The organism is Ochrobactrum sp. SFR4, assembly GCF_019730395.1.
Taxonomy (GTDB): Bacteria; Pseudomonadota; Alphaproteobacteria; order Rhizobiales; family Rhizobiaceae; genus Pseudochrobactrum.
The window spans coordinates 23,571-47,492 of record NZ_JAAPBB010000003.1 but is presented as its reverse complement, the minus strand read 5'-3'; the positions used below and the strand labels follow the sequence as shown (position 1 = coordinate 47,492).

Below are 23,922 nucleotides of genomic sequence, written 5' to 3'. Positions count from 1 at the left end.
CAGCTTTGACTGCGAAACGCTTAATGCCTTAACAAGACCCGCGCGGCAGCCGCGCAAAACACCGTTAATGCTGCTTATTTCCGCACTGCTGTAGCACGGGCATCACGCGCGGCAAATATATTATTGTTCTCATTTCATCTATTTAGCGAAAAAGACTATCAATAATCCGCATTTCAGGTAGTTTTTGCAATTATCGCGACACAATTTTGATGCCGCAATCTGTGAAATAGCAATGCGTCAAAGGGCAGATATGTCTCATTCCTCCGCCACCCGTCCCGTTATCGTCTTTGATCTTGACGGCACATTGGTAGATACCGCACCGGATTTGCTCGACAGTCTCAATCATTGCCTGATTGCCGGCGGTCTGACACCGGCTGATCCTGTTGCCTTACGCAAATTTGTCGGCTCCGGCGCTAAAGTGATGATTGAACGCGCTTATCAGGCACAAAACCGTCAACTGACCGATGCTGATATGCAAAAATTGTTTGCTCTGTTCATGGAACATTATAACGGCAATATGCCGGGTAGCTCAGTTTTCTATCCCGGCGTGCTGGCCTGTCTCGACCGTTTAAGCGATGCGGGATATGGCCTTGCCGTCTGCACCAACAAATTTGAAATCAGCGCCAAAACATTGCTGGAACGTATGGGGGAAGCACACCGCTTTGCCGCGATCTGCGGACAGGACACCTTCCCCTACCGCAAACCTGATCCGCGCCATCTGACAGATACGATTGCACAGGCGCAAGGTAATCCGCATCAGGCGGTTATGGTTGGCGACAGCCGTGCCGATATTGATGCCGCTAAAGCAGCAGGCATTCCGGTGATTGCCGTGGATTTCGGCTATACCGATCTGCATGTCTCGCATTTTGAGCCAAGCCGCATCATCTCGCATTTCGACGAAATGACACTGGATATGATCAGCGACTTGCTGGAGGCAGCAAAACAAGCAGCGGAATAATTTTATACGACCTGTGGGCACGATGACCGGTAAGCAGAATATTGCAGCGACACAATCTTTTGGCAAAACCATCGATTTTGGTAAAACGGCCTCTGATTACCGGAATTTTCGTGCCGGTTTTCCGCCGGAGTTTTTCGATGCCTTAAGCGCGAAAAACTATATCAGTTCTGATCAGTCAGCACTTGATATTGGTACAGGAACCGGCACTGTCGCCCGCGGCCTTGCACAAAAAGGGCTGATTGTTACCGGTGTTGATCCGGCGCAGGCTTTGCTTGATGAAGCAGCCGAACTGGACAAAGCAGCCGGCATTCATATCCGCTACCGGACAGGCTCAGCAGAGAACCTGACTGAAGCTGATGATAGTTTTGATCTTTTGACCGCCGGACAATGCTGGCACTGGTTTGATCGCGCTAAAGCTGCGCAAGAAGCAAAACGGGTTCTGAAACCTCACGGCCGTATCATTATTGCCCATTTCGACTGGCTGCCCTTTGCAGGCAATGTCGTTGAAGCAACCGAACAGCTTATTCTGAAATATAATTCGAAATGGACAATGGGCGGTGGCAGCGGAATTTATCCGCAATGGTTGCAGGACCTCGCAGAAGCCGGTTTTGCAGCGATTGAAACCTTCTCTTTTGATCTGCCGGTTTATTACAGCCATGAAGCATGGCGCGGGCGTATTCGTGCAAGCGCTGGTGTTAAAGCCAGCCTGTCACCGGAAGAAACGGTTCGTTTTGATAGTGAGCTGTCTCAGATATTGCTGAAAGATTTTCCTGAAGACCCACTGACAATTCCCCATCGGGTCTGGGCTGTCACAGCGCGCAACACAAAATAAGAAAAGCGGGATTTCTCCCGCTTTTCTTTTAATTATCCCAAAGGGGCAATATCACCTTTGACCCATTCCGCTGTCGTCGCTTCAAAGAAGTCATTGAAACGACCTGCTTCAATCGCGTCGCGGATACCCTGCATCAGATACTGATAATAATGCAGATTGTTCCACGTTAGCAGCATACCGCCCAGTGCTTCATTGGATTTCACCAGATGGTGCAAATAGGCGCGGCTATACTGGCTCGATGCCGGACAGGTGGACATTTCATCTAATGGTCGATGATCTTCCGCATGACGCGCATTACGCAGGTTCACCTTACCGCGACGGGTAAAAGCCAGACCGTGACGCCCTGCACGGGTTGGCATCACGCAATCGAACATATCAATACCGCGTGCAACCGATTTCAGCATATCGTCCGGCGTACCAACGCCCATCAGATAGCGTGGTTTTTCGTGCGGCAGGATCGGACAGGTCACATCCAGCATATCCAGCATCACCTGCTGCGGCTCACCAACAGCCAAACCACCAACGGCATAGCCTTTGAGATCCATATCCTTCAGCGCCTGTGCGGATTGCTCGCGCAGCTGCACATTATCGCCACCCTGCACGATACCGAACATCGCCTTGCCCGGCTGATCACCGAAAGCCACTTTACAACGTTCTGCCCAGCGCAATGACAGTTCCATTGCCTTCTGCATCACATTGAAGGATGCAGGCAATGCGGTACATTCGTCGAGCTGCATCTGAATATCGCTATCGAGCAGCCCCTGAATTTCAATAGAACGCTCCGGTGACATTTCATAAGCGCGGCCGTCAATATGCGAGCGGAAGGTTACGCCCTGCTCTGTCAGCTTGCGCAGCTGTGCCAGCGACATCACCTGAAAACCGCCGGAATCGGTAAGGATCGGCCCCTGCCAGCCGCCAAACTCATGCAAACCGCCAAGGCGTGCCACACGCTCGGCGCCCGGACGCAGCATCAGATGATAGGTGTTGCCAAGAATGATATCCGCGCCAAGGTCTTTGACCTGATCCATATACATGGCTTTAACGGTGCCTGCGGTGCCAACCGGCATAAAGGCCGGTGTGCGGATGGTGCCGCGCGGCATGGTAATCTCACCGCGACGCGCTTTGCCGTCTGTTGCCAGCACTTTGAATTCAAAATTTTCACTGCTCATATCAAAATCCATTAAGTGCGAAGCGTCAGAAGGCTGGCATCGCCATAGGAATAAAACCGGTATTCATTGCTGATGGCATGGGCATAGGCCGCCTGCATTGTCTCGAAACCGCTGAAAGCCGAGACCAGCATGAACAATGTCGAGCGCGGCAGATGGAAATTGGTCATCAGCATATCAATTGCGCGGAATTTATAACCGGGTGTGATGAAGATATCGGTCGCGCCTGACCACGGACGAATAATACCGTCCTCGCCGGTTGCGCTCTCAATCAGGCGTAGCGAAGTCGTGCCGACAGAGATAATCCGCCCGCCCCGCTCATGCACGCGATTGAGTGCTGTTGCGGTTTCTTCAGAGACATAGCCGATCTCCGCATGCATTTTGTGATCAGCAGTATCATCGGCCTTAACCGGCAGGAATGTGCCTGCCCCTACATGCAGCGTTACAAAATGCTCTTCCACGCCTTTCGCGCGGATACGCTCCAGCAGTTCCGGAGTGAAATGCAGACCGGCAGTCGGTGCTGCGACAGCCCCCTCTTCACGCGCATAGACAGTCTGATAATCCTGTCTGTCCTGCGCATCTTCCGCCCGTTTGGACGCAATATAAGGCGGCAGCGGAATATGTCCGACAGAAGCAATAGCCTCATCCAGAACAGCACCGGAAACATCAAACACCAGCAACACTTCACCGCTGTCGTGTTTTTCTGCAACCAGTGCATCCAATGTGCCCAAGAAACAGCTGGAACCGGAATGGCCGAAACGGATACGTTCGCCTTGCTTAACGCGTTTTGCAGGACGCAAGAACGCTTTCCAGCGATCAGCGCCGGTGCGCATATGCAAAGTCGCACTCACCGTGGCTAAAGTGCCGTCACGTTCACGCGTGCCCTCAAGCTGCGCCGGAATCACCTTGGTATCATTGAAAACCAGCGCATCGCCTTCGCGCAGCAAATCCGGCAAATCACCAACATGCAAATCCTGCAAAGGCTGATCAGGGATAACGCGCAACAGTTTTGCATGATCGCGCGGGGTAACCGGACGCAGCGCAATACGCTCTTCCGGTAAGTCAAAATCAAACAGATCGACGCGCATCACTGGCCTCAATTTCGGGGAGTTCAAATTTTTCTAAAATTCGCATTGCCTTGCCATACAGAACAGCGGGCAAAAAATAAAGGGCGCGTTACGGCTTGAACCATAACGCGCCCCTCAACTTATTAGGGTGCAAGCCTAGTATCTGAATAAAAAAGCGACAGGTCGTGGCGAAAATGGCGATTTTTGAGTACCGGAGCGGAGCGTACTGATTGTACGTGAGCACCGGAACGCAGAAAATTGCCATTTGCAGACCGGCATGGCGACTTTTGGATCAGATACTTAAATGTCGGCAGCGATTTTTGCAGAAGTAATTGAATCCGGATCAGTTACCGGCTCACCGCGCTTGATTTTGTCGACATTGTCCATGCCTTCGACAACCTGACCCCATACGGAGTACTGGCGATCCAGCCAAGGAGCATCAGCAAAACAGATATAGAACTGGGAGTTAGCCGAATTCGGGTTCTGGCTGCGTGCCATCGAGCAGGTACCGCGTACATGCTTGGTGTTGGTGAATTCTGCCTTCAGGTCAGGCTTGTCCGAACCGCCCATACCGGCGCGGGATGGATTGAAGCTTGAACCGCCCTGTTTACCGAATTTCACATCGCCGGTCTGCGCCATGAAACCATCAATCACGCGGTGAAATACAACGCCGTCATAAGCGCCTTCACGTGCCAGTTCTTTAATACGGGCAACATGACCTGGTGCCAGATCTGGATAGAGTTCGATTGCAACTGTACCTTTAGTGGTTTCCAGTACCAGTGTATTTTCCGGATCTTTATAAGCCATGGGGCTTCTCCTGTAGATTTTTCAGGCTGCAACTCAGACAGCCGCGTTTAAAGTAGAATTACTTACGATCGGCCAGAACAATGGCTTTAACGATACGGTCAGGATTATCAACCGCGCCATTGGCAGATTTGCTGCCTTTTTTGATTTTATCGACGGTTTCCATGCCGCTGACGACTTCACCGACAACAGTATACTGACCGTTCAGGAACGAGCCTTCATCAAACATGATGAAAAACTGCGAATTGGCAGAATCCGGCGATGAGCTGCGTGCCATGCCGACGGTGCCGCGCACAAATGGCTGTTTGGAGAATTCTGCCGGAATATTACCATAGGAAGAACCGCCGGTGCCTGCACGACCCGGATTATAGTCCTTATCCGCATTACCGAACTCTACGTCACCGGTCTGCGCCATAAAGCCGTCAATCACACGGTGGAACACAACGCCGTTATAAGCACCGTCGCGCACCAGTTTCTTGATCTGCTCTGCATGTTTCGGAGCCAGATCAGGGCGCAGTTCAATAACGACATCACCGTCTTTCAAAGTCAGAACCACTGTATTTTCAGGGTCTGCGGCCTGCGCATTAACCGGCTGCAAAGCGGCAGTTGCTGAAAATGCGAGAAAGGCTGTGACAGCCAGTAATTTACGCAAAAAGGACATGATTTTTCCTGTGTTAAGCTAAGTTCTTACTTTTTAAGCTTATGCTTTAGGGCTTTTTCGATAACAGGCGGCACGAAGCGGCTGACATCGCCCCCCATTGCCGCAATCTGGCGCACCAGTGTGGCAGTAATAAAACGCACATCGGGGGAAGCGGGCAAAAACACAGTCTGCACATCCGCTGCTAGCCCCGCATTCATGCCGGCCATCTGCATTTCATAATCAAAATCAGTGGCATCGCGCAAACCGCGCACCATCAGCGTTGCCTTGAAACTTCTGGCAGTGTCCACAACCAGACCGCTGAAGCTGGTATAATCAATACGGCTATTGTCTTTACCGAAAGCCTGCTCTCCGGCCTCACGCAGCAGCGCAACCCGCTCTTCAAAGCTGAACATCGGGGTTTTACCCGGATGAACGCCGATAGCGACAATCACCTTATCAGCCAGCCCGAGGGCCCCGCGCAGAACATCAAGATGACCATTGGTGACCGGATCAAATGATCCTGCATAGAGAGCTGTTTTCATACCCAATGAATTAATCATTATACTGACCAATTTCAATCTCTAAAGCGAAGTACACAAAGGGTTCAGCAAAGAGCGCAACAAGAACCTCTCTAAGCCTCAGTCTTACATCAAAAGCATAGGTTTACGTGCCACCAATGTGAACCTAGCATGAATAGACCAGTCAGAAATAATTCAAGTGAAAACGCCTATATTACCGGTAACACAGTAACCGCACAGATCTCACATGTCACAAAATGAAAGATTTTATGCAACCTTTGTGCCGCTTGCGCGTAATATAAGCGAAAGGATAAAATGATGATGCTATTTCTTCTCGCAATCTCAATGATCGTCGCGATGATGTTTGCAGCCATTATCCTGATGATCGAAGAAAGTGCCTCCAGGCGTCTGAGCAATCAGAAATCAGTCTTCGACCTGCGCTCTGTACGGCGTGTCGCCCGCGGCACCAGATCAAAGCGCATTACACACGCATAAGTGAAGTGATAATATCTTGGTTTCGCCTAAATCAGGCCTAAATAGATACAAAATACCTCTTTAATCAGAGGACAGTTGCAGCCGGAACCTCCAGTCCAGGCTTTTATTTCAAGGCGGTGTGAGAAGACACCGCCTTTTCTTTATGTAAGTACAATAAAAAACGCCCCGTCAAAATGACGGGGCGTTTTTTTGTTTCCGAGCTTATTCTGCAGCAGGTTCATCACCGCCCGTTTGGGTCGTTTCCTGAACCGTTGTCTGATCACCAGCAGTTTCCGAGGTTTCATCCTCTTCATCATCAGTTTCAGAAATCCGTTCTACCGACACAACCTTTTCACCATCAGCGGTGTTAAAGATGGTTACGCCCTTGGTGGAACGACCGGCAATGCGGATACCGCCAACCGGCACGCGGATCAACTGACCACCATCCGACACCAGCAGGATCTGGTCACTAGCCTCTACAGGGAACAGCGCAACCAGCGCACCGATTTCATCTGTCTTCGATGTATCTGTAGCGCGGATACCCTTACCGCCACGGCCGGAAATACGGAATTCATAGGAAGAAGAACGCTTGCCGTAACCGAACTCGCTGACTGTCAGAACAGTCTGCTCATGGGCTTTCAGCTCTTCATAGCGCTCATCATTGAGTTCCGCATCTTCGGTTACGTCTTCACCGACAACTGCGATATCTTCCACATCATCCGAGCCAAGGCTGCGGCGCTCCGCAACGGCACGCTTCAGATAGGCTGTACGCTCGGCCGGTGTCGCTTCCACATGCTCAAGAATGGCCATGGAGATAACTTTATCGCCATCCGCCAGATTGATACCGCGTACACCAATCGAATTACGACCGGCAAAGACACGAACATCATCCACACGGAAGCGGATACACTGGCCACCGGCGGCGGTGAGCAGCACGTCGTCATTCACAGTACAAGTATCAACTGAGAGGATTTCATCGCCCTCTTCTTCCAGCTTCATCGCAATCTTACCATTGCGGTTGACCTGAACGAAATCGGACAGCTTGTTACGGCGCACAGTACCGCGCGTTGTAGCGAACATCACGTCGAGTTCTGCCCAGCTTGCCTCATCCTCAGGCAATGGCATGATCGTGGTGATACGCTCACCCTGCTGCAAAGGCAGCATATTAATCAATGCCTTACCGCGGGATTGCGGAGTACCAATCGGCAGACGCCAGACTTTTTCTTTATAGACGATACCACGCGAGGAGAAGAACAGCACCGGCGTATGGGTATTGGCCACAAACAGACGGGTAACGAAATCCTCGTCCTTTGTCGCCATGCCCGAACGGCCTTTACCGCCGCGGCGCTGCGCACGATAGGTGTTCAGTGGTACGCGCTTGATGTAACCGGCATGGCTGACGGTGACCACCATATCTTCACGGGCGATGAGGTCTTCATCGTCCATATCGGCGCCGCCGAGTGTCAGTTCTGTACGGCGCGGCGTAGCGAATTCATCACGAACCGCAGCCATTTCGTCCTTAACGATAGACAGAATGCGCTCACGCGATGCGAGAATTGCCAGGTAATCTTTAATTTCTTCGCCGATCTTGTTGAGTTCATCAGCGATTTCGTCACGACCAAGTGCTGTCAGGCGCTGCAGGCGCAGTTCCAGAATTGCACGCGCCTGCTCTTCCGACAGATTATAAGTATTATCGTCGTTCAGCACATGGCGCGGGTCGTCAATCAGACGGATCAGCGGCGCAATATCAGCAGCCGGCCAGCGGCGTGTCATCAGCTGTTCACGCGCAGTTGCCGGATCCGGCGCACGACGGATCAGTGCAATAATTTCGTCGATATTGGCAACTGCAATCGCCAGACCAACCAAGACATGCGCACGTTCACGGGCTTTGTTCAGCAGGAACTTGGTGCGGCGGCTGACAACTTCCTCGCGGAAATGCACAAATGCATTCAGCACTTCCATCAGGGTCAGAAGCTGCGGCTTACCACCATTCAGTGCCACCATATTGCAGCCGAAAGAGGTTTGCAGCGGTGTGTAGCGGTAAAGCTGGTTCAGCACCACATCAGCATTGGCATCGCGCTTCAGTTCCACAACCACACGGTAACCGTCGCGGTCGGATTCATCGCGCAGATCAGAAATGCCCTCGATACGCTTGTCGCGCACCAATTCAGCCATTTTCTCGATCATGGTCGCTTTATTGACCTGATACGGCACTTCCGTAATCACGATAGATTCGCGGTCATTGCGCATCGGTTCAATCGTCACGCGACCGCGCATCAGCACAGAACCACGACCGGTACTGTAAGCAGAATAAATGCCTGCACGACCGAGAATCAGACCACCGGTCGGGAAATCAGGCCCCGGAATGATCTCAATCATTTCTTCCAGCGACATTTCAGGATTGTCGATCAGAGCAATACAGCCATTGATCACTTCACCCAAGTTATGCGGAGGAATATTGGTGGCCATACCAACAGCAATACCGCCGGAACCATTGACCAGCAGGTTCGGATAGCGCGCCGGAAGCACTTTAGGCTCCTGCTCGCGGCCATCATAATTATCCTGAAAATCAACAGTGTCCTTGTCGATATCTTCAAGCAGAACCGAGGAAACTTTTTCCAGACGGCACTCGGTATAACGCATCGCAGCGGCACTGTCGCCGTCGATGGAACCGAAGTTGCCCTGCCCGTCAACCAGCGGCTCGCGCATGGAGAAGTCCTGCGCCATACGCACCAGCGCATCATAGATAGAGGCGTCACCATGCGGATGGTATTTACCCATCACTTCACCGACGACACCGGCAGATTTACGGTAGGAGCGGTTCCAGGCAAGCCCCATCTCATTCATGGCATGGAGAATACGCCGGTGGACCGGCTTCAACCCGTCACGAACATCAGGAAGCGCGCGGCTGACGATAACGCTCATCGCGTAATCGAGGTAGGACCGCTGCATCTCCTCCACAATAGAAATCGGTTCAATACCGTTAAATTCGTCTGAACCGGGCGGCGGAGTAAGGTCTGTCACTATTCAAATATCTTTCATAAAGAATCGATTAGTTTTGATAGATTGTACTCTATCCCATAACATCAAAATCACGAAATTTCGACTGCCTTGCGGCGGCCTTCATACACACCAAATATAGCCGATTTTGTGCTTTTTTGGCATATTTATCACCCTGTCACGCATAAATCAGAGAATATTCTTGTTTCCCGCTCCGGACGGGCACAAATGCATCAGAATACTTCACTCATTGGCCTTTCAGAACCGGCACAAGAACCATCTTGCGCTTATACGGCAAAGACAGGCATAATTCTTACAATCATTCATAAAGAACAAGAACAGGAACACGGATGAGCTTTTATGACAGTCTCTTCAGCGCCTTTGTCACACTGCTCGTAACCATTGATCCGCCGGGGCTTGCACCGTTATTTCTTGCCGTTACAACCGGCATGGATCGCCGCGAACGGGCACAGGTTGCCAAACGCGCCAGCATCATCGCCTTTATCATCCTTGCGCTCTTTGCCGTTGCCGGCGCACAAATTCTGATGATGTTCGGCATCACACTCGGCGCATTCCGCGTTGCCGGCGGTCTTTTGTTGTTCTGGATCGCATTTGAAATGATCTTCGAGCGCCGTCAGGAACGCCATGAGAAAAGCGCCACAGTTGCGATTACCAAAGACCATATCCGCAATGTGGCCGCCTTCCCGCTGGCCATTCCACTGATTGCCGGCCCGGGCGCTATTTCCGCCACAGTCCTGCTCGGCGGGACATTTCCCACGATTGGCAGCAGACTTGCTTTGCTTGGTATTCTGCTTGCCTGTATCGTGCTTTCTTACATCGTATTCCTGCTCGCAGAGCGCGTGGATCGCTTTCTGGGAGAAACAGGCCGCTCCATCCTCACACGCCTGCTCGGCGTGATCCTTGCCGCTCTGGCAGTGCAATTTGTTGCGGATGGTATCCGGTCATTGATTGTAGGAAGTTAGAGCTACCATTGTGTGCCCAATAGGGTGTCCGGCACTCTAAATAAAAAAGCCCGCGTTTGACGCGGGCTTTTCCTTTTGAGAGAATAAATCTCAGAACGGAATATCATCATCCAAATCATGACTGAAACCGCCGGACTGCTGCTGCGGGCTGGAACGGCCGAAATCATTACCGCCGCTGCTGCCATAGTCACCACCGCGTGATGAACCGCCGCCACCGGCAAAACGATCGCCGCCGCTGCCGCTACCTTCAAAACGGCCACCACCGCCGCCGCCTTCACCACGGCTGTCGAGCATCTGCAACTCACCACGGAATTTCTGCAACACGATTTCAGTTGTGTAGCGTTCATTGCCGTTCTGGTCGGTCCATTTACGGGTCTGCAGCTGACCTTCAATGTAAACCTTGGCACCTTTTTTAAGGTACTGCTCTGCAACTTTGGCCAGATTTTCGTTGAAGATTACAACGCTGTGCCATTCGGTCTTGTCCTTACGCTCACCGCTCTGACGGTCGCGCCAGCTTTCCGATGTTGCGATACGCAGGTTTGCAACCGGCTCACCGGAGTTCAGGCGGCGGATTTCAGGATCCGCTCCGAGATTACCGACGAGAATAACTTTATTGACTGAGCCTGCCATAGACCTGCACTCCAGATTTTTTCTTACAGTTTGCGTGACAATACATAAGGCAGCTCCCCGAAGAAAGGGAAAGATAGCTTATCCAAAACAAAAAAGCCGCCGCGGAAGTCCGCAGCGGCTCTGATTTCACAGCGGATAATTCCGCCATACTCACGATTAACGGGAGTAATATTCAACAACCAGATTTGGTTCCATCTGAACGGCGTATGGAACGTCGGACAGGCCAGGAACGCGGCTGTAAGTTGCAGTCAGCTTGCCGTGGTCTGCAACGATGTAGTCAGGAACATCGCGTTCTGCGAGCTGAACAGCTTCCAGAACGATAACCAGCTGCTTGGACTTTTCGCGAACTTCAACAACGTCACCAGCCTTCAGGCGGTAGGACTGAATGTTAACGCGACGACCGTTTACGTTTACGTGACCGTGGTTGATGAACTGACGGGCAGCAAAGATGGTCGGTACGAATTTGGCGCGGTATACAACTGCATCCAGACGGCTTTCCAGCAGACCGATCAGGTTTTCACCGGTATCGCCTTTACGACGAGCAGCTTCTTCGTAAGTCTTACGGAACTGCTTTTCAGAGATATCGCCGTAGAAGCCCTTCAGCTTCTGCTTTGCGCGCAGCTGAATACCGAAGTCGGACAGCTTGCCCTTACGGCGCTGACCGTGCTGGCCCGGGCCATATTCACGACGGTTTACCGGGGATTTAGGACGACCCCAGATGTTTTCGCCAAGACGACGATCAATTTTATATTTGGAAGATTCGCGCTTACTCATCGCATTTCCCTTTAAAAGTTTTACCGGCGCGGCAGCTTGTCTGCCTCGCTCGAAGGAAACGCGCCCTCCTCTGCCTTCTTTTTGTGAAGACTGACAGAATATTGCGACAGCGAATGTGGCAATTATTCACGGGACACGTCAACAGATACAGGGAATCTGCAAAGATGCCCTGAAATCCTGAGCGGCTTTTAAGGAGTGGGAGCCTGTCTTGTCAAGGCCTGCAGATCAGCCCTCTGAATAATTGCGCATCTTAACCGAAACCGTCTTCATATTTTTTGGTAAAGCGATACGGTTTCTTGCATTAGAGTACTGTGGCCGGACTTGGCGCACAAAGGTCGTTCTAATGCATTGCCATTTCATGACAGTTAGCTCAACTTAAATACTTAGCATTCGAATAGCAAAGATAGTGCATGATAAAATTTATAATTCGCATATATCCTGATATGATCGCAGCTATATGCGGCCTTCTCATTCTCCCGTGGATACTTGGGGTTCCGGGACGGCCAACACCGGCTCAATTGTCAGGCTGGAACATCGGACTTTTCGCCATATGCGCCTATCTGCTACTCTATCAAACTATAAAATCCCTGAGAAATTTTGAGTTTTATAAAAAGAAGATTTCAATACACCGGCCTGTTTCCAATATTCTCATTGGCGCTGCCTTATTCACTCCTCCGCTGATGGTGGCTTCATTTCTTTTGCTTGTTTACTCTTAACAACCCCACACCATTGGAAATGTTTTTGAGGTGATAAACAAATAATCCTCGATACATATTTCTATAAAATGATATAGAAGGCAGGTTTTTACCCTCATTCGCACTAAAATAGATCATAGTTTTCTGCGATATTTTAAAAACCAATATTAATCAGATCATTACGATCAACAAGTATATTACATTCAATCAATAACCGGCAGGATTTACTATGTTAACTCTTCCTTTTAAAGCCTCTGTTGTAATAATTTCTCTTATCGGTTCATCCTCCCTTGTTCAGGCGGAAGCTGTGCCAAAACAGAGCTCTGACTTTAAAGCCAATTACAATCTGGCCATCAATGACAGCAAGGCAAAGCCGGAAACTGCTTTATGCTCTGCAACAGCGCATGATCTGGCCAAAAACAAGAAATATAAATATGACCGGTTCGGATTTACGCAGAACGATTATAATGCTGTGCAACTGAACCGCAACAACGGGAATGTAACCGTCAGGCTTAACGGCGAAGCCCGCAAGCGCAACGGAAGTGCTGCATGGGATGCAGTTACAGTCGATTGCAGCGTCGGCAACAACAAAGTCCGCTCTGTATCCGTTACCGTGAAAAAATAACACCATAAGCAACAAAGGCGCTTCGCCAGAGCGGCTTGTATTCAAACGGATCACAGCGCTCGCTCTATCTCTTTGTTTTTACGCGCATCTTATCCAAAAACCGGTTCCCATTTTTCGGAATACGCTCTGAGGATGTGCCTTTGATTTATTGTTGCGCATCAAAGCGTGCACGCTCTTCGCGCATCATATGGCGATTATCGACCGCCCATTGCCCCAGACTGTCAATGGGCTTGGCCAGCGACAGTCCCAATGCGGTTAGTGAATATTCCACCTCCGGCGGCGAAGTCGGGCGGACTGTACGCAAAACCAGCCCGTCACGCTCCAGCGAGCGCAAGGTGACTGTCAGCATACGCTGCGAAATGCCTTCAATCAGGCGACGCAACGCATTGAACCGCACTGTACCCTGTTGAAGATTGAGAATAACCAGCAGGCTCCATGTATCGCCGACACGATCCAGCACTTCACGGATCGGACAGGTGCCGTTTTCGTCCTCGGCGAATCCTGCGGTATCAGCCAGAATCGGCAAGGTATTTTTTTCATCGTCATACGTTGATATTGCAGATTTTTTCTTCAGAGCGGCATTCATCTGAGAGGTCATTACCTTCTCCTTCACTGCACATTACCGCAAAGTTGAACGGGAAAGCGCGTATTTGCAGGCGGTTACTTTGAAGTGACTTACTGACTTTAAAGTGCATTCTTCACAGTCATTTCAAATCATACTACATAGTTACTTATCGTAACCTAATTAAAAATAATTCTTATCAATCTTATAATATGAGGTAAGTCCTATGTCAAAAATCGCAATCATCGGCGCCAGCGGCTATGTCGGTACAGCTTTGCTTAATGAGGCAGTGAAACGCGGCCATCAGGTGAGCGCACTTGTGCGCCATCCGGAAAAAATCGCTGCCAATGCCAATGTCACCGCCGTGAAAGCCGATGTTCTCGACACAGACGGACTGGCTGCCCTTTTAAAAGGCCATGATCTGGTAATCTCCGCCTATAATCCGGGCTGGCAGGAAGCCGATATCCGCAATATTCACATCAAAGGCAGCAAATCCATTAGTGAAGCGGTAAAGAAAGCCGGCATCAAACGTCTGATCGCAGTCGGTGGCGCAGGCAGCCTTGAAATCAACGGTCAGCAGCTGGTGGATTCCCCTGAGTTTCCGGCTGAATATAAAGAAGGCGCATTGGGTGCCCGTCAGGCGCTCAATGACCTGAAAGCTGAGAATGAGCTGGACTGGTCTTTTGTTTCACCAGCCATTCTGCTGGTTCCGGGTGAAGCCACCGGCACATTCCGTCTTGGCAAGGATTCTCCGGTTTTTGACGACAAAGGTGAAAGTAAAATCACCGTCGGCGATCTGGCTGTCGCCATTCTTGATGAAGCAGAACAAGGCAAACATATCCGCCAGCGCTTCACAGCAGCATATTAAAACATCAAATGAAAAAGCCCGCTAAAAGCGGGCTTTTTATATCAGGCCGAAATCAAACCCAATCTCTTTGCCTGCGGCGAGTTCTTTTCATCTGCACGCAGGGTCAGCACCGATACGCCTGTTGCGGTCACTGCAACCGTATGTTCGAACTGAGCCGAGAGTAACCCGTCTTTTGTGGTGACAGTCCACTCATCCTCTTCAGTCTTTACATTGCGCCGCCCCTGATTGAGCATCGGCTCAATGGTGAAAACCATGCCTTGTTGCAGAAACAAGCCGGTTCCGGGTTTACCGAAATTAAGAATTTGCGGCTCTTCGTGCATCTCGCGGCCAATACCGTGACCGCAATAGTCATGCACAACCGAATAGCCGTTGCGCTTGGCATGGCGCTCAATCGCCCAACCGATATCGCCGATCCGCGCGCCCGGACGCACAGTGGCAATGCCCATCCACATTGCTTCATAAGCGGTACGCACCAATCGCTTGGCAGCAGTATTTACCTCGCCGACACAATAGGTTTTGCTGGAATCCGCGATATAGCCATTCTTCTCCAGCGTAATATCAAAATTGACAATATCACCGCTTTTCAACACATCGGACTGCGACGGCACACCGTGGCAAACCACATGATTGATTGAAGAGTTCAGCACAAAGCCATAGCCATACTGGCCTTTACTGGCCGGTCGGGATTGCAGATCCTCAGTAATAAAGCGCTCGACTTTGTCGTTGATCTCAAGCGTTGAAACACCTTCCAGCGGCGTTTTATCCAGCATATCAAAGACAGAAGCCAGCAAACGCCCTGCTTCAGCCAAAAGAGCCAATTCCTGCGGTTGCTTAATCATGCTTCACTCATGCCCAGCGATGAAACAGCAACACCGGCAGCATTCAGCTCACGGCGCATAATTTCTGAAAAACTGAGCGTCGGATTGGTCTCACATAACATGCCGATCTTAATCCAGAAGGCAGCCTGCGCATTAATAGAGCGGCAGGTCACCTTGCTCGCAAGACGCAACTGCTCATGCAGCTCATCTTCAATATTCACAATACCCATAAGGCCTCACATATGTTTCATATACATACTATATATGAAACATATATTGAGTCACAAGGTGAATTATCCGTCAGCGATCAGCTGATGAGTTCCACATCCACCACACCGCTGATGGCTTTCATTGCGCTGGCAATCTGCGGGCTGATGCGATAGCGATCCGGCAAGGCAACTTCCACCTCACGCTGACCATTATCTTTGATCACGATAAAGCTGACCTCACCGTCACCACGGGTTTTGAAGTAAGGTACAATCTGATCCAGCGCATCGCTATTCCGCAAAAACAGGCGCAATGCCTTTTGCAGGCGACTGGCTTCATCTTCCAGTGACACAACCGTGGCTATGCGCAGGCTCACACCTTCCGGCCGGTTCTCAGCGGAAACGGTAATCACCACCGAGCGACCAGGTTCCAGCAGGTCGCGGAACTGCTGAAGCGCCTCTGAGAACAGCACTGTTTCAAACTGACCGGTGGCATCAGAAAAGGCGATGATGCCCATCTTATTACCGGTCTTGGTCTTGCGCTCCTGCTTACTGATAACCGTTCCGGCAAGACGACCATTGGTTGCGCCCTTCTTCACCGCATTGGAGAAATCTGCCCAGCTCTGAACGCGCATTTTTTGCAGCGATTCATTATAATCATCCAGCGGATGTGCGGAGAGATAGAAGCCTGCGGCCTGCAATTCACGATGCAGTTTCTCTGATGAAGTCCAAGGCGTTACCACCGGCAATTGCAGTTTTTCTTTCGGCACCAGACCGGTGCCAAAAATATCGGACTGCCCGCTATTAGCATTTTCCTGCGTGCGCTGAGTATAGGCCATCAAGCTATCCATACCGGAACTCAGAGCCGAACGGTCGACACCAAAACAATCCAGTGCTCCGGCATTGATCAGGCTTTCAAACACGCGGCGATTGACCATGCGCGGATCAACGCGCTCGCAGAAATCTTCAAGGCTTTCAAACGGTTTTTCTTTCCGCTTTTCTACAATATGCTCAACAGCAGCATCACCGACGCCTTTGATTGCTGCCAGTGAATAGAAAATCTTACCTTCCCCCACCTCAAACGGACGGTAGGATGTCATGACCGACGGCAACACCACCTCAATACCAAGACGCAAGGCATCACGACGGAAATCATTCAGCTTTTCCGTGTTGTTCATATCATAGGTCATGGATGCGGCGAGAAACTCTGCCGGATAATGCGCCTTCAGATAGGCGGTATGATAAGAAACAATCGCATAAGCCGCCGCGTGGGATTTGTTGAAACCATAGTCAGCAAATTTGGCAAGCAGGTCGAAAATCGTATTGGCCTGCGCCTTGCCGACACCGCCTTCAATCGCGCCGTCAACGAAACGGACGCGCTGCTTGTCCATTTCTTCACGGATTTTCTTACCCATCGCGCGGCGCAGCAAATCCGCTTCACCAAGCGAATAGCCGGAAAGCTCCTGCGCGATCTGCATCACCTGTTCCTGATAAACGATAACGCCCTGCGTTTCCTTCACCAGATGGTCGATTTTCGGGTGAATAGAGGCAATCTCCTCCTCACCATGCTTACGCGCATTATAGGTCGGAATATTCTCCATCGGGCCCGGACGATAGAGCGCCACAAGCGCAATAATATCCTCGATACGGTCAGGCTTCATCCCGATGAGTGCTTTACGCATACCCACAGATTCCACCTGAAACACGCCGACCGTCTCACCACGCGACAGCATTTCATAGGTCAGCTGATCATCAAACGGCAGTGTTTGCAGATCGATATCGACACCTTTACGGGCAATCAGCTTCACAGCGGTGTTGAGTACCGTCAGCGTTTTCAGACCAAGAAAGTCGAACTTCACCAGACCGGCCTGCTCAACCCATTTCATATTGAACTGAGTGACCGGCATGTCCGAGCGCGGATCGCGATACATCGGCACCAGCTCCGACAGAGGCCGGTCACCGATAACAATGCCTGCAGCGTGCGTGGAAGCGTGGCGATAAAGCCCTTCCAACTTCAGCGACATATCGAGAAGGCGACCGACAACCGGCTCTTTCTCACGCTCCTCATTAATCCGCGGCTCTTCATTAATAGCCTGTCCGAGCGATACCGGATTGGCAGGGTTCGACGGCACCAGCTTACACAGCCTGTCCACCTGCCCGTACGGCATTTGCAGCACGCGACCAACGTCGCGCAACACCGCACGCGCCTGCAACGTACCGAAAGTGATAATCTGGGCAACCTGATCGCGACCGTATTTTTGCTGCACATAACGGATCACCTCTTCACGGCGATCCTGACAAAAGTCGATATCAAAGTCCGGCATCGACACACGATCCGGATTAAGAAAGCGCTCAAACAGTAGAGAGAAGCGCAGCGGGTCAACGTCCGTAATTGTCAGCGCATAAGCAACCAGCGAGCCCGCACCGGAACCACGCCCCGGCCCCACCGGAATATCCTGTTGCTTTGCCCATTTAATAAAGTCCGAAACGATCAGAAAGTAGCCCGGAAATTTCATACGGACGATAATCGAAATCTCATAATCCAGGCGTTTGATATAATCTTCATGCGTATGGCCTTCAGCAAGGCCAAAAATCTTCAAACGTTCTTCAAGGCCTTCACGTGCCTGACGCGCCATTTCATCTGCTTCTGCCTGTAAAGCGGCTTCCGGATCGTCGGACTCACCGGTAAAGCGTGGCAGGATCGGCGCGCGGGTTTGCGTGTACCAATGACAACGGCGTGCAATTTCAACTGTATTTTCCAGAGCCTCCGGCAGATCGGCAAATAAAGCGGCCATTTCGCTCTGGGATTTCAGATAATGATCCGGTGTCAGGCGGCGACGGTCATCCGAAGCAATGACCTGACCATCTGCAATCGCCAGCAAAGCATCATGCGCCTCATAATCTCCGCTCTGCTTAAAGAATGCCTCATTGGTCGCAACTAATGGCAGCTCATATTCATAAGCCAGATCAACCAGTTTGGATTCAAGCACACGGTCATAACCGCGCTGGCGGTGCAACTCGACATAAAGACGGTCGCCAAAGATGTTTTTTAAAAACTCAAGGCGGCTGCGCGCACGCTCTTCCCGTTCATTGCTGAGCGGCTTGCCAATCGGCCCCTCTGCTCCGCCGGTCAGAAAAATCACATCTTCTGACAAATCCGGCAGCCAGTCGGCACGGATATGCACCGGATCACCGGATTCTGTTTCCAAATAGGAGCGGCTGACCAACCGCACCATATTGGCATAACCTTCTTCACTGGAAGCCAGCAGTACCACCGGCGACAAATCCAGCGCATCGCGGCGGTTAATTGCACGGCCTTCCGGCTGATGGTCGCCAAAGGCAATATCAACAACACAGCCGATAATCGGCTGTACACCATCTTTCGATGCTTTCTGCGCAAATTCCAATGCGCCGAACAAATTATTCGTGTCTGTTACGGCAATTGCAGGCGCATTATCATCCTTGGCATGGCCGATAATTTTGCCGATTTGCAATGCCCCTTCCAGCAATGAATAGGCCGAATGCGTGCGCAAATGAATAAATGCCGGTGCACCAGCAGACATGTCAGAAGCAGCTACGGCAGAAACATCAGAAGGCAAAGGCATATACTCCGTCATTGCAACCATCGCCTGCCCGTTTGTGCAGTGATGTATCGCAGTACAAAGCCTTACATAGAAACTGCATTCCAAAAATAACAGTTCTGTAAGACGGGAAAATCAAACCGGATAATGAACTGAAGCCTGTCAGACTCCGCACATTCATCAGATCCTTTTTCCCGCAATGCCGTCATGATGTCCAGATGCATATGCGCATTCCGTCAATCATTACACATTCTATATCTCTAGTCGGCTATATCTTCAGCCGGCTATATCTTTACACAGAGCGTGCCGCGTTTAATTGTATCCGCTGTGCTCACTCTATCTTCTTGTTTTACGCATGTCGTTATCGGAAAACCGGTATCCACTTTTCCGCGGCATGCTCTAGTTAAATCAGGCTTTGTGCAGCCTCAGAACGCTGCCAGCCACATAGCAAAAGTTGCTACAAACAAACCGATGGAAATGAATGACATAACATCACGAACCAGATCAGACATGATATGAACTCCATTTGTTCTTGTATGTATGCAATTTGTTCCATTATTGTTCCACAGTCAACCCCTCTTTGTTCACGTAAAAACATCTATAGTTAGTGAAATATGAACCACTGATCTGTCGCCTTATTATGCAGACAGCGCCTGTTTTATTTTTGATTGCAGTTTCAGCTATTTAAGCCTCAGCTCTTTTTCCCGTATATTCAGAACAAAGAAAAATGCCGCATGCATTTTTCAGCATACGGCATTCAATAATTCAGCTTGCCTGACAATCAGGCGGCAGGTTTTCTCAAATCGAGATCAACGATCTTGCCGTCTTTCAATGTAACGCAACGATCCATCCGTCGTGCCAGATCATGATTATGCGTTGCGATCAGTGCAGACAGGCCCGACTGGCGCACCAGTGCCTCCAGTGCCTGAAACACATAAGACGATGTTGACGGATCGAGATTGCCTGTCGGTTCATCCGCAAACAATACCAGCGGTGCATTGGCCACTGCACGGGCAATGGCCACACGCTGCTGCTCACCACCGGAAAGCTCTGAAGGCCGGTGTGTGGAGCGGGGCCCGATACGCATATAATCCAGCAAATTTTGCGCCCGTTGTGACGCAACTTTGGATGACAGGCCACGCAACATTTGCGGCACCATCACATTTTCAAGCGCGGTAAATTCCGGCAGCAAATGATGAAACTGATAGACAAAGCCCAGATCATTACGGCGCATGGCTGTGCGTTCATCGTCATCCAGCTGTGCGCAAGAGGTTTTGCCCAGGATCACGTCACCGGAATCCGGTTTTTCCAGCAGTCCTGCCGTATGCAGCAAGGTGGATTTACCGGCACCGGATGGTGCAACCAGCGCCACCATTTCACCGCGCATCAGTGTGAAATTCGCATCTTTAAGAATAGTCAGCTCACGGTCTGCTTCATGATAACTGCGGCAGACATTTTTCAGCTGAAGGATCGGCTCTCCGGACATAGCAGCCATTATTCGTACCTCAGCGCTTCAACAGGATCGAGTTTGGCCGCACGCCAAGCCGGAAAAATCGTTGCAATAAATGACAAGAACAGCGCCATACCAATAACAGAAAGCGTTTCGCTGAGATTCATTTCAGCCGGGAGCTGGCTCAGGAAATAAAGCTCAGGGTTAAACAAAGTTGTGCCCGACAACCATGAGAAGAACGCACGGATACGCTCCACATTGAGGCACACGACAACACCGAGCACCACGCCTGCCAGTGTTCCCGTGACACCGATCGCCGCACCGGTCATCAGGAAGATACGCATGATTGCACCACGGGTTGCGCCCATCGTGCGCAGGATCGCGATATCGCGTCCTTTATCTTTCACCAACATGATCAGGCCGGAAATAATATTGAGTGCCGCCACCAGAACGATCAGCGTGAGGATCATGAACATCACATTGCGCTCAACCTGCAAAGCCGAGAAGAATGTGGCATTGCGCTGGCGCCAGTCTGTCAGCATCACAGGGCGCTCTGCCGCCTCTTCAACACCGGCACGCAGATCATCAACCTTGTCCGGATTATCGGCAAAGACCTCAATCGACTGCACACGGTCTTCCTGATTGAAGAACAATTGCGCCTCAGCCAAAGGCATCAGCACAATAGACGCATCATATTCCGACATGCCGATCTCGAAGATCGCCTTGATCGGATAGGCTTTGGTACGGGCATTGACACCAAACGGTGTTACGTCACCATCCGGCGAAATAATTTTCAGATCATCGCCCACGCCCAGACCAAGATTCTGCGCCATACGGGTACCGATAGCCACACCGTCAGACGTGTCAAAACTGGCGAAAGTACCGGATTTCACATTCTTGGCGATCAGCTCAAGCTTATTCACATCCTGCTCGCGCAGACCACGCACCAGCGCACCGGTGCCTGCACCGATACTGCCCTGCACCAGAGCCTGCCCTTCAACAACCGGAATAGCGAATTTCACGCCTTGCAGCGCATCCATACGCTTCACCAGATGATCGTAATCTTCCAGCGGACTGTCGATCGGTGCAACGATCAGATGCCCGTTGATACCGAGAATACGGTTGAGGAGTTCCGTGCGGAAGCCGTTCATCACCGCCATAACGATGATGAGTGTGGCCACACCGAGCATGATGCCGGTGAATGAAAAACCGGCAATCACAGAGATAAAAGCTTCGCGACGGCGGGAACGCAGATAGCGCCATGCAATCATACGTTCCAGTGAAGAGAATGGTCCGGTGCCCTGACGCTGTGCCTGAGCTGCCGGTTTCTTTTCTTGTTGTTTCTTTGGCAATTTATCGAGCAATTGCGCTCCCCCGTTGCCTTGATTTCCACCTGTCGCAGGCTTTTTGAACATTACTGCCCCGCAGTCAGAAGATTGATTGCGGCTTCAACAGTCATAGTCTGACGTTCACCGGTTTTACGATCTTTGACTTCAACTTCGCCATTGGCAACGCTGCGAGGACCGGCAATGATCTGCACCGGCACACCGATCAGATCCATCGTTGCGAATTTCGAACCCGGACGGTCGTCGCTGTCATCGAGCAGCGGATCGAGACCGGCATTGGTCAGGGCTTCATAGAGTTTTTCAGAGACTGCATCGCAAGCTGCATCACCCGGCTTCATATTGACGATACCTGCACCAAACGGCGCAATGGCTTTCGGCCAGATGATACCGTTTTCGTCATGGGATGCTTCAATCGTTGCGGCAACCACGCGTGAAGGGCCGATGCCGTAAGAGCCCATGGAAACCAGATGTTCTTTGCCGTCCGGTCCCTGCACTTTCGCGCCCATTGGCTCGGAATATTTGGTGCCGAAATGGAAAATGTGACCAACTTCAATACCGCGTGCAGCAACCTGATTGCCTGCATCAACTTTTGCCCATGCGGCTTCGTCATGCATTTCTTCAGTCGCAGCGTAAGGCGTTGTCCACTGGTCAACGATAGATGCCATTGCTGCATCATCGAAGAAGTCGATATCCGCACCCGGCACTTTCAGATCGAGATAAGCGCGGTCACAGAAAACCTGACTTTCGCCGGTATCCGCCAGAATGATGAATTCATGGGACAGATCGCCGCCGATCGGGCCGGTATCTGCACGCATCGGAACCACCTGCACGCCAATACGGGAGAATGTGCGCAGATAAGAAACGAACATACGGTAGTAAGCGGCTTTTGCGCCTTCATAATTCAGGTCGAAAGAATAAGCATCTTTCATCAGGAATTCACGCGAACGCATCACGCCGAAACGCGGACGCACTTCGTCACGGAATTTCCACTGAATGTGATAGAGGTTCAGCGGCAGGTCTTTATATGAGCGCACATAAGAGCGGAAAATATCGGTGACCATTTCTTCATTGGTCGGGCCGAACAGCATTTCACGCTCGGAGCGGTCTTTAATGCGCAGCATTTCCTTGCCGTAAGCATCATAACGGCCGCTTTCGCGCCACAGATCAGCGGACTGGATTGTCGGCATCAGAATTTCATTGCCGCCTGCGCGGTTCTGCTCTTCACGAATGATCGTATTGACCTTGTTCAGAACCTTCAGACCCAGCGGCAGCCATGTGTAAATACCGGCTGACTGCTGACGGATCATCCCCGCACGCAGCATCAGACGATGGGAGACAATTTCTGCCTCTTTTGGATTTTCTTTCAGGATCGGCAAAAAGAATCGCGACATACGCATGGAGGAACCACCGGAAATTGCTCCCGATCCCGTTAGAATCAGGAAAAAACACATAAAATCTCCCGTGTTTATTAACCACTTATCATGGCAATGAAAACCCGTCTCACGCAGAGCGGAGCCAGCATTTCTTCAGTCACGGAGATGTGCAGACCTGACGGATAAAGCCTGCCAAATTATGGCAGCGTCCGATGATTCCTCATATTTCAAGAGAGCAGGATAAAAATAATGTGAGCTTTAGAGCATTTACGGCTGCTTAAACGGGAAAAGACAGGTTCAGCTTCAGTTTTATTTCTTTGTGACAATTTTTTTACATTTTCGATTTTCATCAAAAAATCACTCTAAAAACTGCATTTCTTATGAAAACTTCAGTTTAAATCGAATTAAAAATCTTGAAATTTGCATTTCGGCTTCAATTCTTATGGCATTTTTGTGTCTGCGCTTAAAAAAAAGCGTGACAACTGATATTTCTCATTCTATTTTCCAAGCAACGACAACAGAGAGCAGGCTTAACTACTCTCTCACGCGGTC

21 protein-coding genes and 1 pseudogene are annotated in these 23,922 nt (G+C 50.7%); 6 read left to right on the top strand and 16 right to left on the bottom strand.

The genetic code is table 11. The annotated features are described in order from the left end of the window. The first annotated feature begins 250 nt into the window (after window positions 1-250). Together HBA93_RS04380 and HBA93_RS04375 are read left to right on the top strand one after the other, a co-directional pair. Window positions 251-958: an HAD family hydrolase gene (locus HBA93_RS04380; RefSeq protein ID WP_221722462.1), complete on the top strand. Its 708-nt coding sequence runs from the start codon at window positions 251-253 to the stop codon at window positions 956-958. Window positions 959-980: 22 nt separating this feature from the next. Next, the gene (locus HBA93_RS04375; RefSeq protein WP_221722461.1) at window positions 981-1,790 is read left to right on the top strand and encodes a class I SAM-dependent methyltransferase; all 810 of its coding nucleotides are present in this window, start codon (window positions 981-983) and stop codon (window positions 1,788-1,790) included. Between the two features lie 32 nt (window positions 1,791-1,822). On the opposite strand, the gene tgt is transcribed toward HBA93_RS04375, so the two are convergent. From tgt to coaD, 6 genes and pseudogenes are all read right to left on the bottom strand, one after another. Next, window positions 1,823-2,959 carry a tRNA guanosine(34) transglycosylase Tgt gene (tgt, locus tag HBA93_RS04370; RefSeq protein ID WP_221722460.1) on the bottom strand — a complete coding sequence of 379 codons (1,137 nt, stop codon included), beginning with the start codon at window positions 2,957-2,959 and terminating at the stop codon, window positions 1,823-1,825. Between the two features lie 11 nt (window positions 2,960-2,970). Beyond that, on the bottom strand, window positions 2,971-4,044 hold the full coding sequence (gene queA, locus HBA93_RS04365; protein WP_221722459.1) for a tRNA preQ1(34) S-adenosylmethionine ribosyltransferase-isomerase QueA: 1,074 nt from the start codon (window positions 4,042-4,044) through the stop codon (window positions 2,971-2,973). Between the two features lie 136 nt (window positions 4,045-4,180). Then, window positions 4,181-4,288: pseudogene (locus HBA93_RS24720) on the bottom strand (flagellar basal body P-ring protein FlgI); the annotation flags it as partial. A 35-nt stretch (window positions 4,289-4,323) separates the two neighbouring features. Next, window positions 4,324-4,830, bottom strand: a complete 507-nt coding sequence (locus HBA93_RS04360; RefSeq protein WP_121992713.1) for a peptidylprolyl isomerase — start codon at window positions 4,828-4,830, stop codon at window positions 4,324-4,326. Window positions 4,831-4,888: 58 nt separating this feature from the next. Continuing rightward, the gene (locus HBA93_RS04355; protein WP_116088116.1) at window positions 4,889-5,488 is read right to left on the bottom strand and encodes a peptidylprolyl isomerase; all 600 of its coding nucleotides are present in this window, start codon (window positions 5,486-5,488) and stop codon (window positions 4,889-4,891) included. Window positions 5,489-5,514: 26 nt separating this feature from the next. Beyond that, the gene (coaD, locus tag HBA93_RS04350) at window positions 5,515-6,009 is read right to left on the bottom strand and encodes a pantetheine-phosphate adenylyltransferase (RefSeq protein ID WP_162994496.1); all 495 of its coding nucleotides are present in this window, start codon (window positions 6,007-6,009) and stop codon (window positions 5,515-5,517) included. A gap of 294 nt (window positions 6,010-6,303) precedes the next feature. Between coaD and HBA93_RS04345 the strand changes: the two genes are divergently transcribed. Then, window positions 6,304-6,480 carry a hypothetical protein gene (locus HBA93_RS04345; protein WP_162994464.1) on the top strand — a complete coding sequence of 59 codons (177 nt, stop codon included), beginning with the start codon at window positions 6,304-6,306 and terminating at the stop codon, window positions 6,478-6,480. Window positions 6,481-6,681: 201 nt separating this feature from the next. Here HBA93_RS04345 and gyrA read toward each other — a convergent pair whose 3' ends face one another. Further along, a complete protein-coding gene (gene gyrA / locus HBA93_RS04340) occupies window positions 6,682-9,411 on the bottom strand; it encodes a DNA gyrase subunit A (RefSeq protein ID WP_502910045.1) in 2,730 nt (909 codons plus the stop codon). A gap of 398 nt (window positions 9,412-9,809) precedes the next feature. Here gyrA and HBA93_RS04335 point away from each other — a divergent pair, with 398 nt between their 5' ends. Then, window positions 9,810-10,442 carry a MarC family protein gene (locus HBA93_RS04335; RefSeq protein WP_122094170.1) on the top strand — a complete coding sequence of 211 codons (633 nt, stop codon included), beginning with the start codon at window positions 9,810-9,812 and terminating at the stop codon, window positions 10,440-10,442. A 90-nt stretch (window positions 10,443-10,532) separates the two neighbouring features. Here HBA93_RS04335 and HBA93_RS04330 read toward each other — a convergent pair whose 3' ends face one another. Further along, window positions 10,533-11,072, bottom strand: a complete 540-nt coding sequence (locus HBA93_RS04330) for a single-stranded DNA-binding protein (RefSeq protein WP_122094168.1) — start codon at window positions 11,070-11,072, stop codon at window positions 10,533-10,535. Window positions 11,073-11,228: 156 nt separating this feature from the next. Beyond that, on the bottom strand, window positions 11,229-11,846 hold the full coding sequence (gene rpsD, locus HBA93_RS04325; RefSeq protein WP_022711609.1) for a 30S ribosomal protein S4: 618 nt from the start codon (window positions 11,844-11,846) through the stop codon (window positions 11,229-11,231). 924 nt (window positions 11,847-12,770) lie between these two features. On the opposite strand from rpsD, the gene HBA93_RS04320 reads away from it, so the two are divergent. Then, a complete protein-coding gene (locus tag HBA93_RS04320; protein WP_221722457.1) occupies window positions 12,771-13,166 on the top strand; it encodes a BspC domain-containing protein in 396 nt (131 codons plus the stop codon). A 145-nt stretch (window positions 13,167-13,311) separates the two neighbouring features. Here HBA93_RS04320 and HBA93_RS04315 read toward each other — a convergent pair whose 3' ends face one another. Beyond that, window positions 13,312-13,764: a winged helix-turn-helix transcriptional regulator gene (locus HBA93_RS04315; protein ID WP_286201751.1), complete on the bottom strand. Its 453-nt coding sequence runs from the start codon at window positions 13,762-13,764 to the stop codon at window positions 13,312-13,314. Window positions 13,765-13,954: 190 nt separating this feature from the next. On the opposite strand from HBA93_RS04315, the gene HBA93_RS04310 reads away from it, so the two are divergent. Then, entirely contained in the window at window positions 13,955-14,596 is a 642-nt protein-coding gene (locus HBA93_RS04310; protein ID WP_221722456.1) for an NAD(P)-dependent oxidoreductase, read from the top strand. 41 nt (window positions 14,597-14,637) lie between these two features. Here HBA93_RS04310 and map read toward each other — a convergent pair whose 3' ends face one another. The 6 genes from map to proS all read right to left on the bottom strand — a co-directional run bounded on the left by map (window position 14,638) and on the right by proS (window position 23,394). Further along, the gene (map, locus tag HBA93_RS04305) at window positions 14,638-15,435 is read right to left on the bottom strand and encodes a type I methionyl aminopeptidase (RefSeq protein ID WP_122094162.1); all 798 of its coding nucleotides are present in this window, start codon (window positions 15,433-15,435) and stop codon (window positions 14,638-14,640) included. Next, entirely contained in the window at window positions 15,432-15,644 is a 213-nt protein-coding gene (locus HBA93_RS04300; RefSeq protein ID WP_121992721.1) for a ParD-like family protein, read from the bottom strand. Before HBA93_RS04300 ends, map begins: the two co-directional genes overlap by 4 nt. Window positions 15,645-15,721: 77 nt before the next feature. Continuing rightward, entirely contained in the window at window positions 15,722-19,183 is a 3,462-nt protein-coding gene (dnaE, locus tag HBA93_RS04295) for a DNA polymerase III subunit alpha (RefSeq protein ID WP_502910044.1), read from the bottom strand. 799 nt (window positions 19,184-19,982) lie between these two features. Then, on the bottom strand, window positions 19,983-20,687 hold the full coding sequence (locus HBA93_RS04290; protein ID WP_121992935.1) for an ABC transporter ATP-binding protein: 705 nt from the start codon (window positions 20,685-20,687) through the stop codon (window positions 19,983-19,985). Window positions 20,688-20,695: 8 nt separating this feature from the next. Continuing rightward, on the bottom strand, window positions 20,696-21,922 hold the full coding sequence (locus tag HBA93_RS04285; protein ID WP_255561012.1) for a lipoprotein-releasing ABC transporter permease subunit: 1,227 nt from the start codon (window positions 21,920-21,922) through the stop codon (window positions 20,696-20,698). Between the two features lie 143 nt (window positions 21,923-22,065). Further along, window positions 22,066-23,394, bottom strand: coding sequence for a proline--tRNA ligase (gene proS / locus HBA93_RS04280; RefSeq protein ID WP_022711724.1), 1,329 nt, complete (start codon window positions 23,392-23,394; stop codon window positions 22,066-22,068). Window positions 23,395-23,922: the final 528 nt, after the last annotated feature.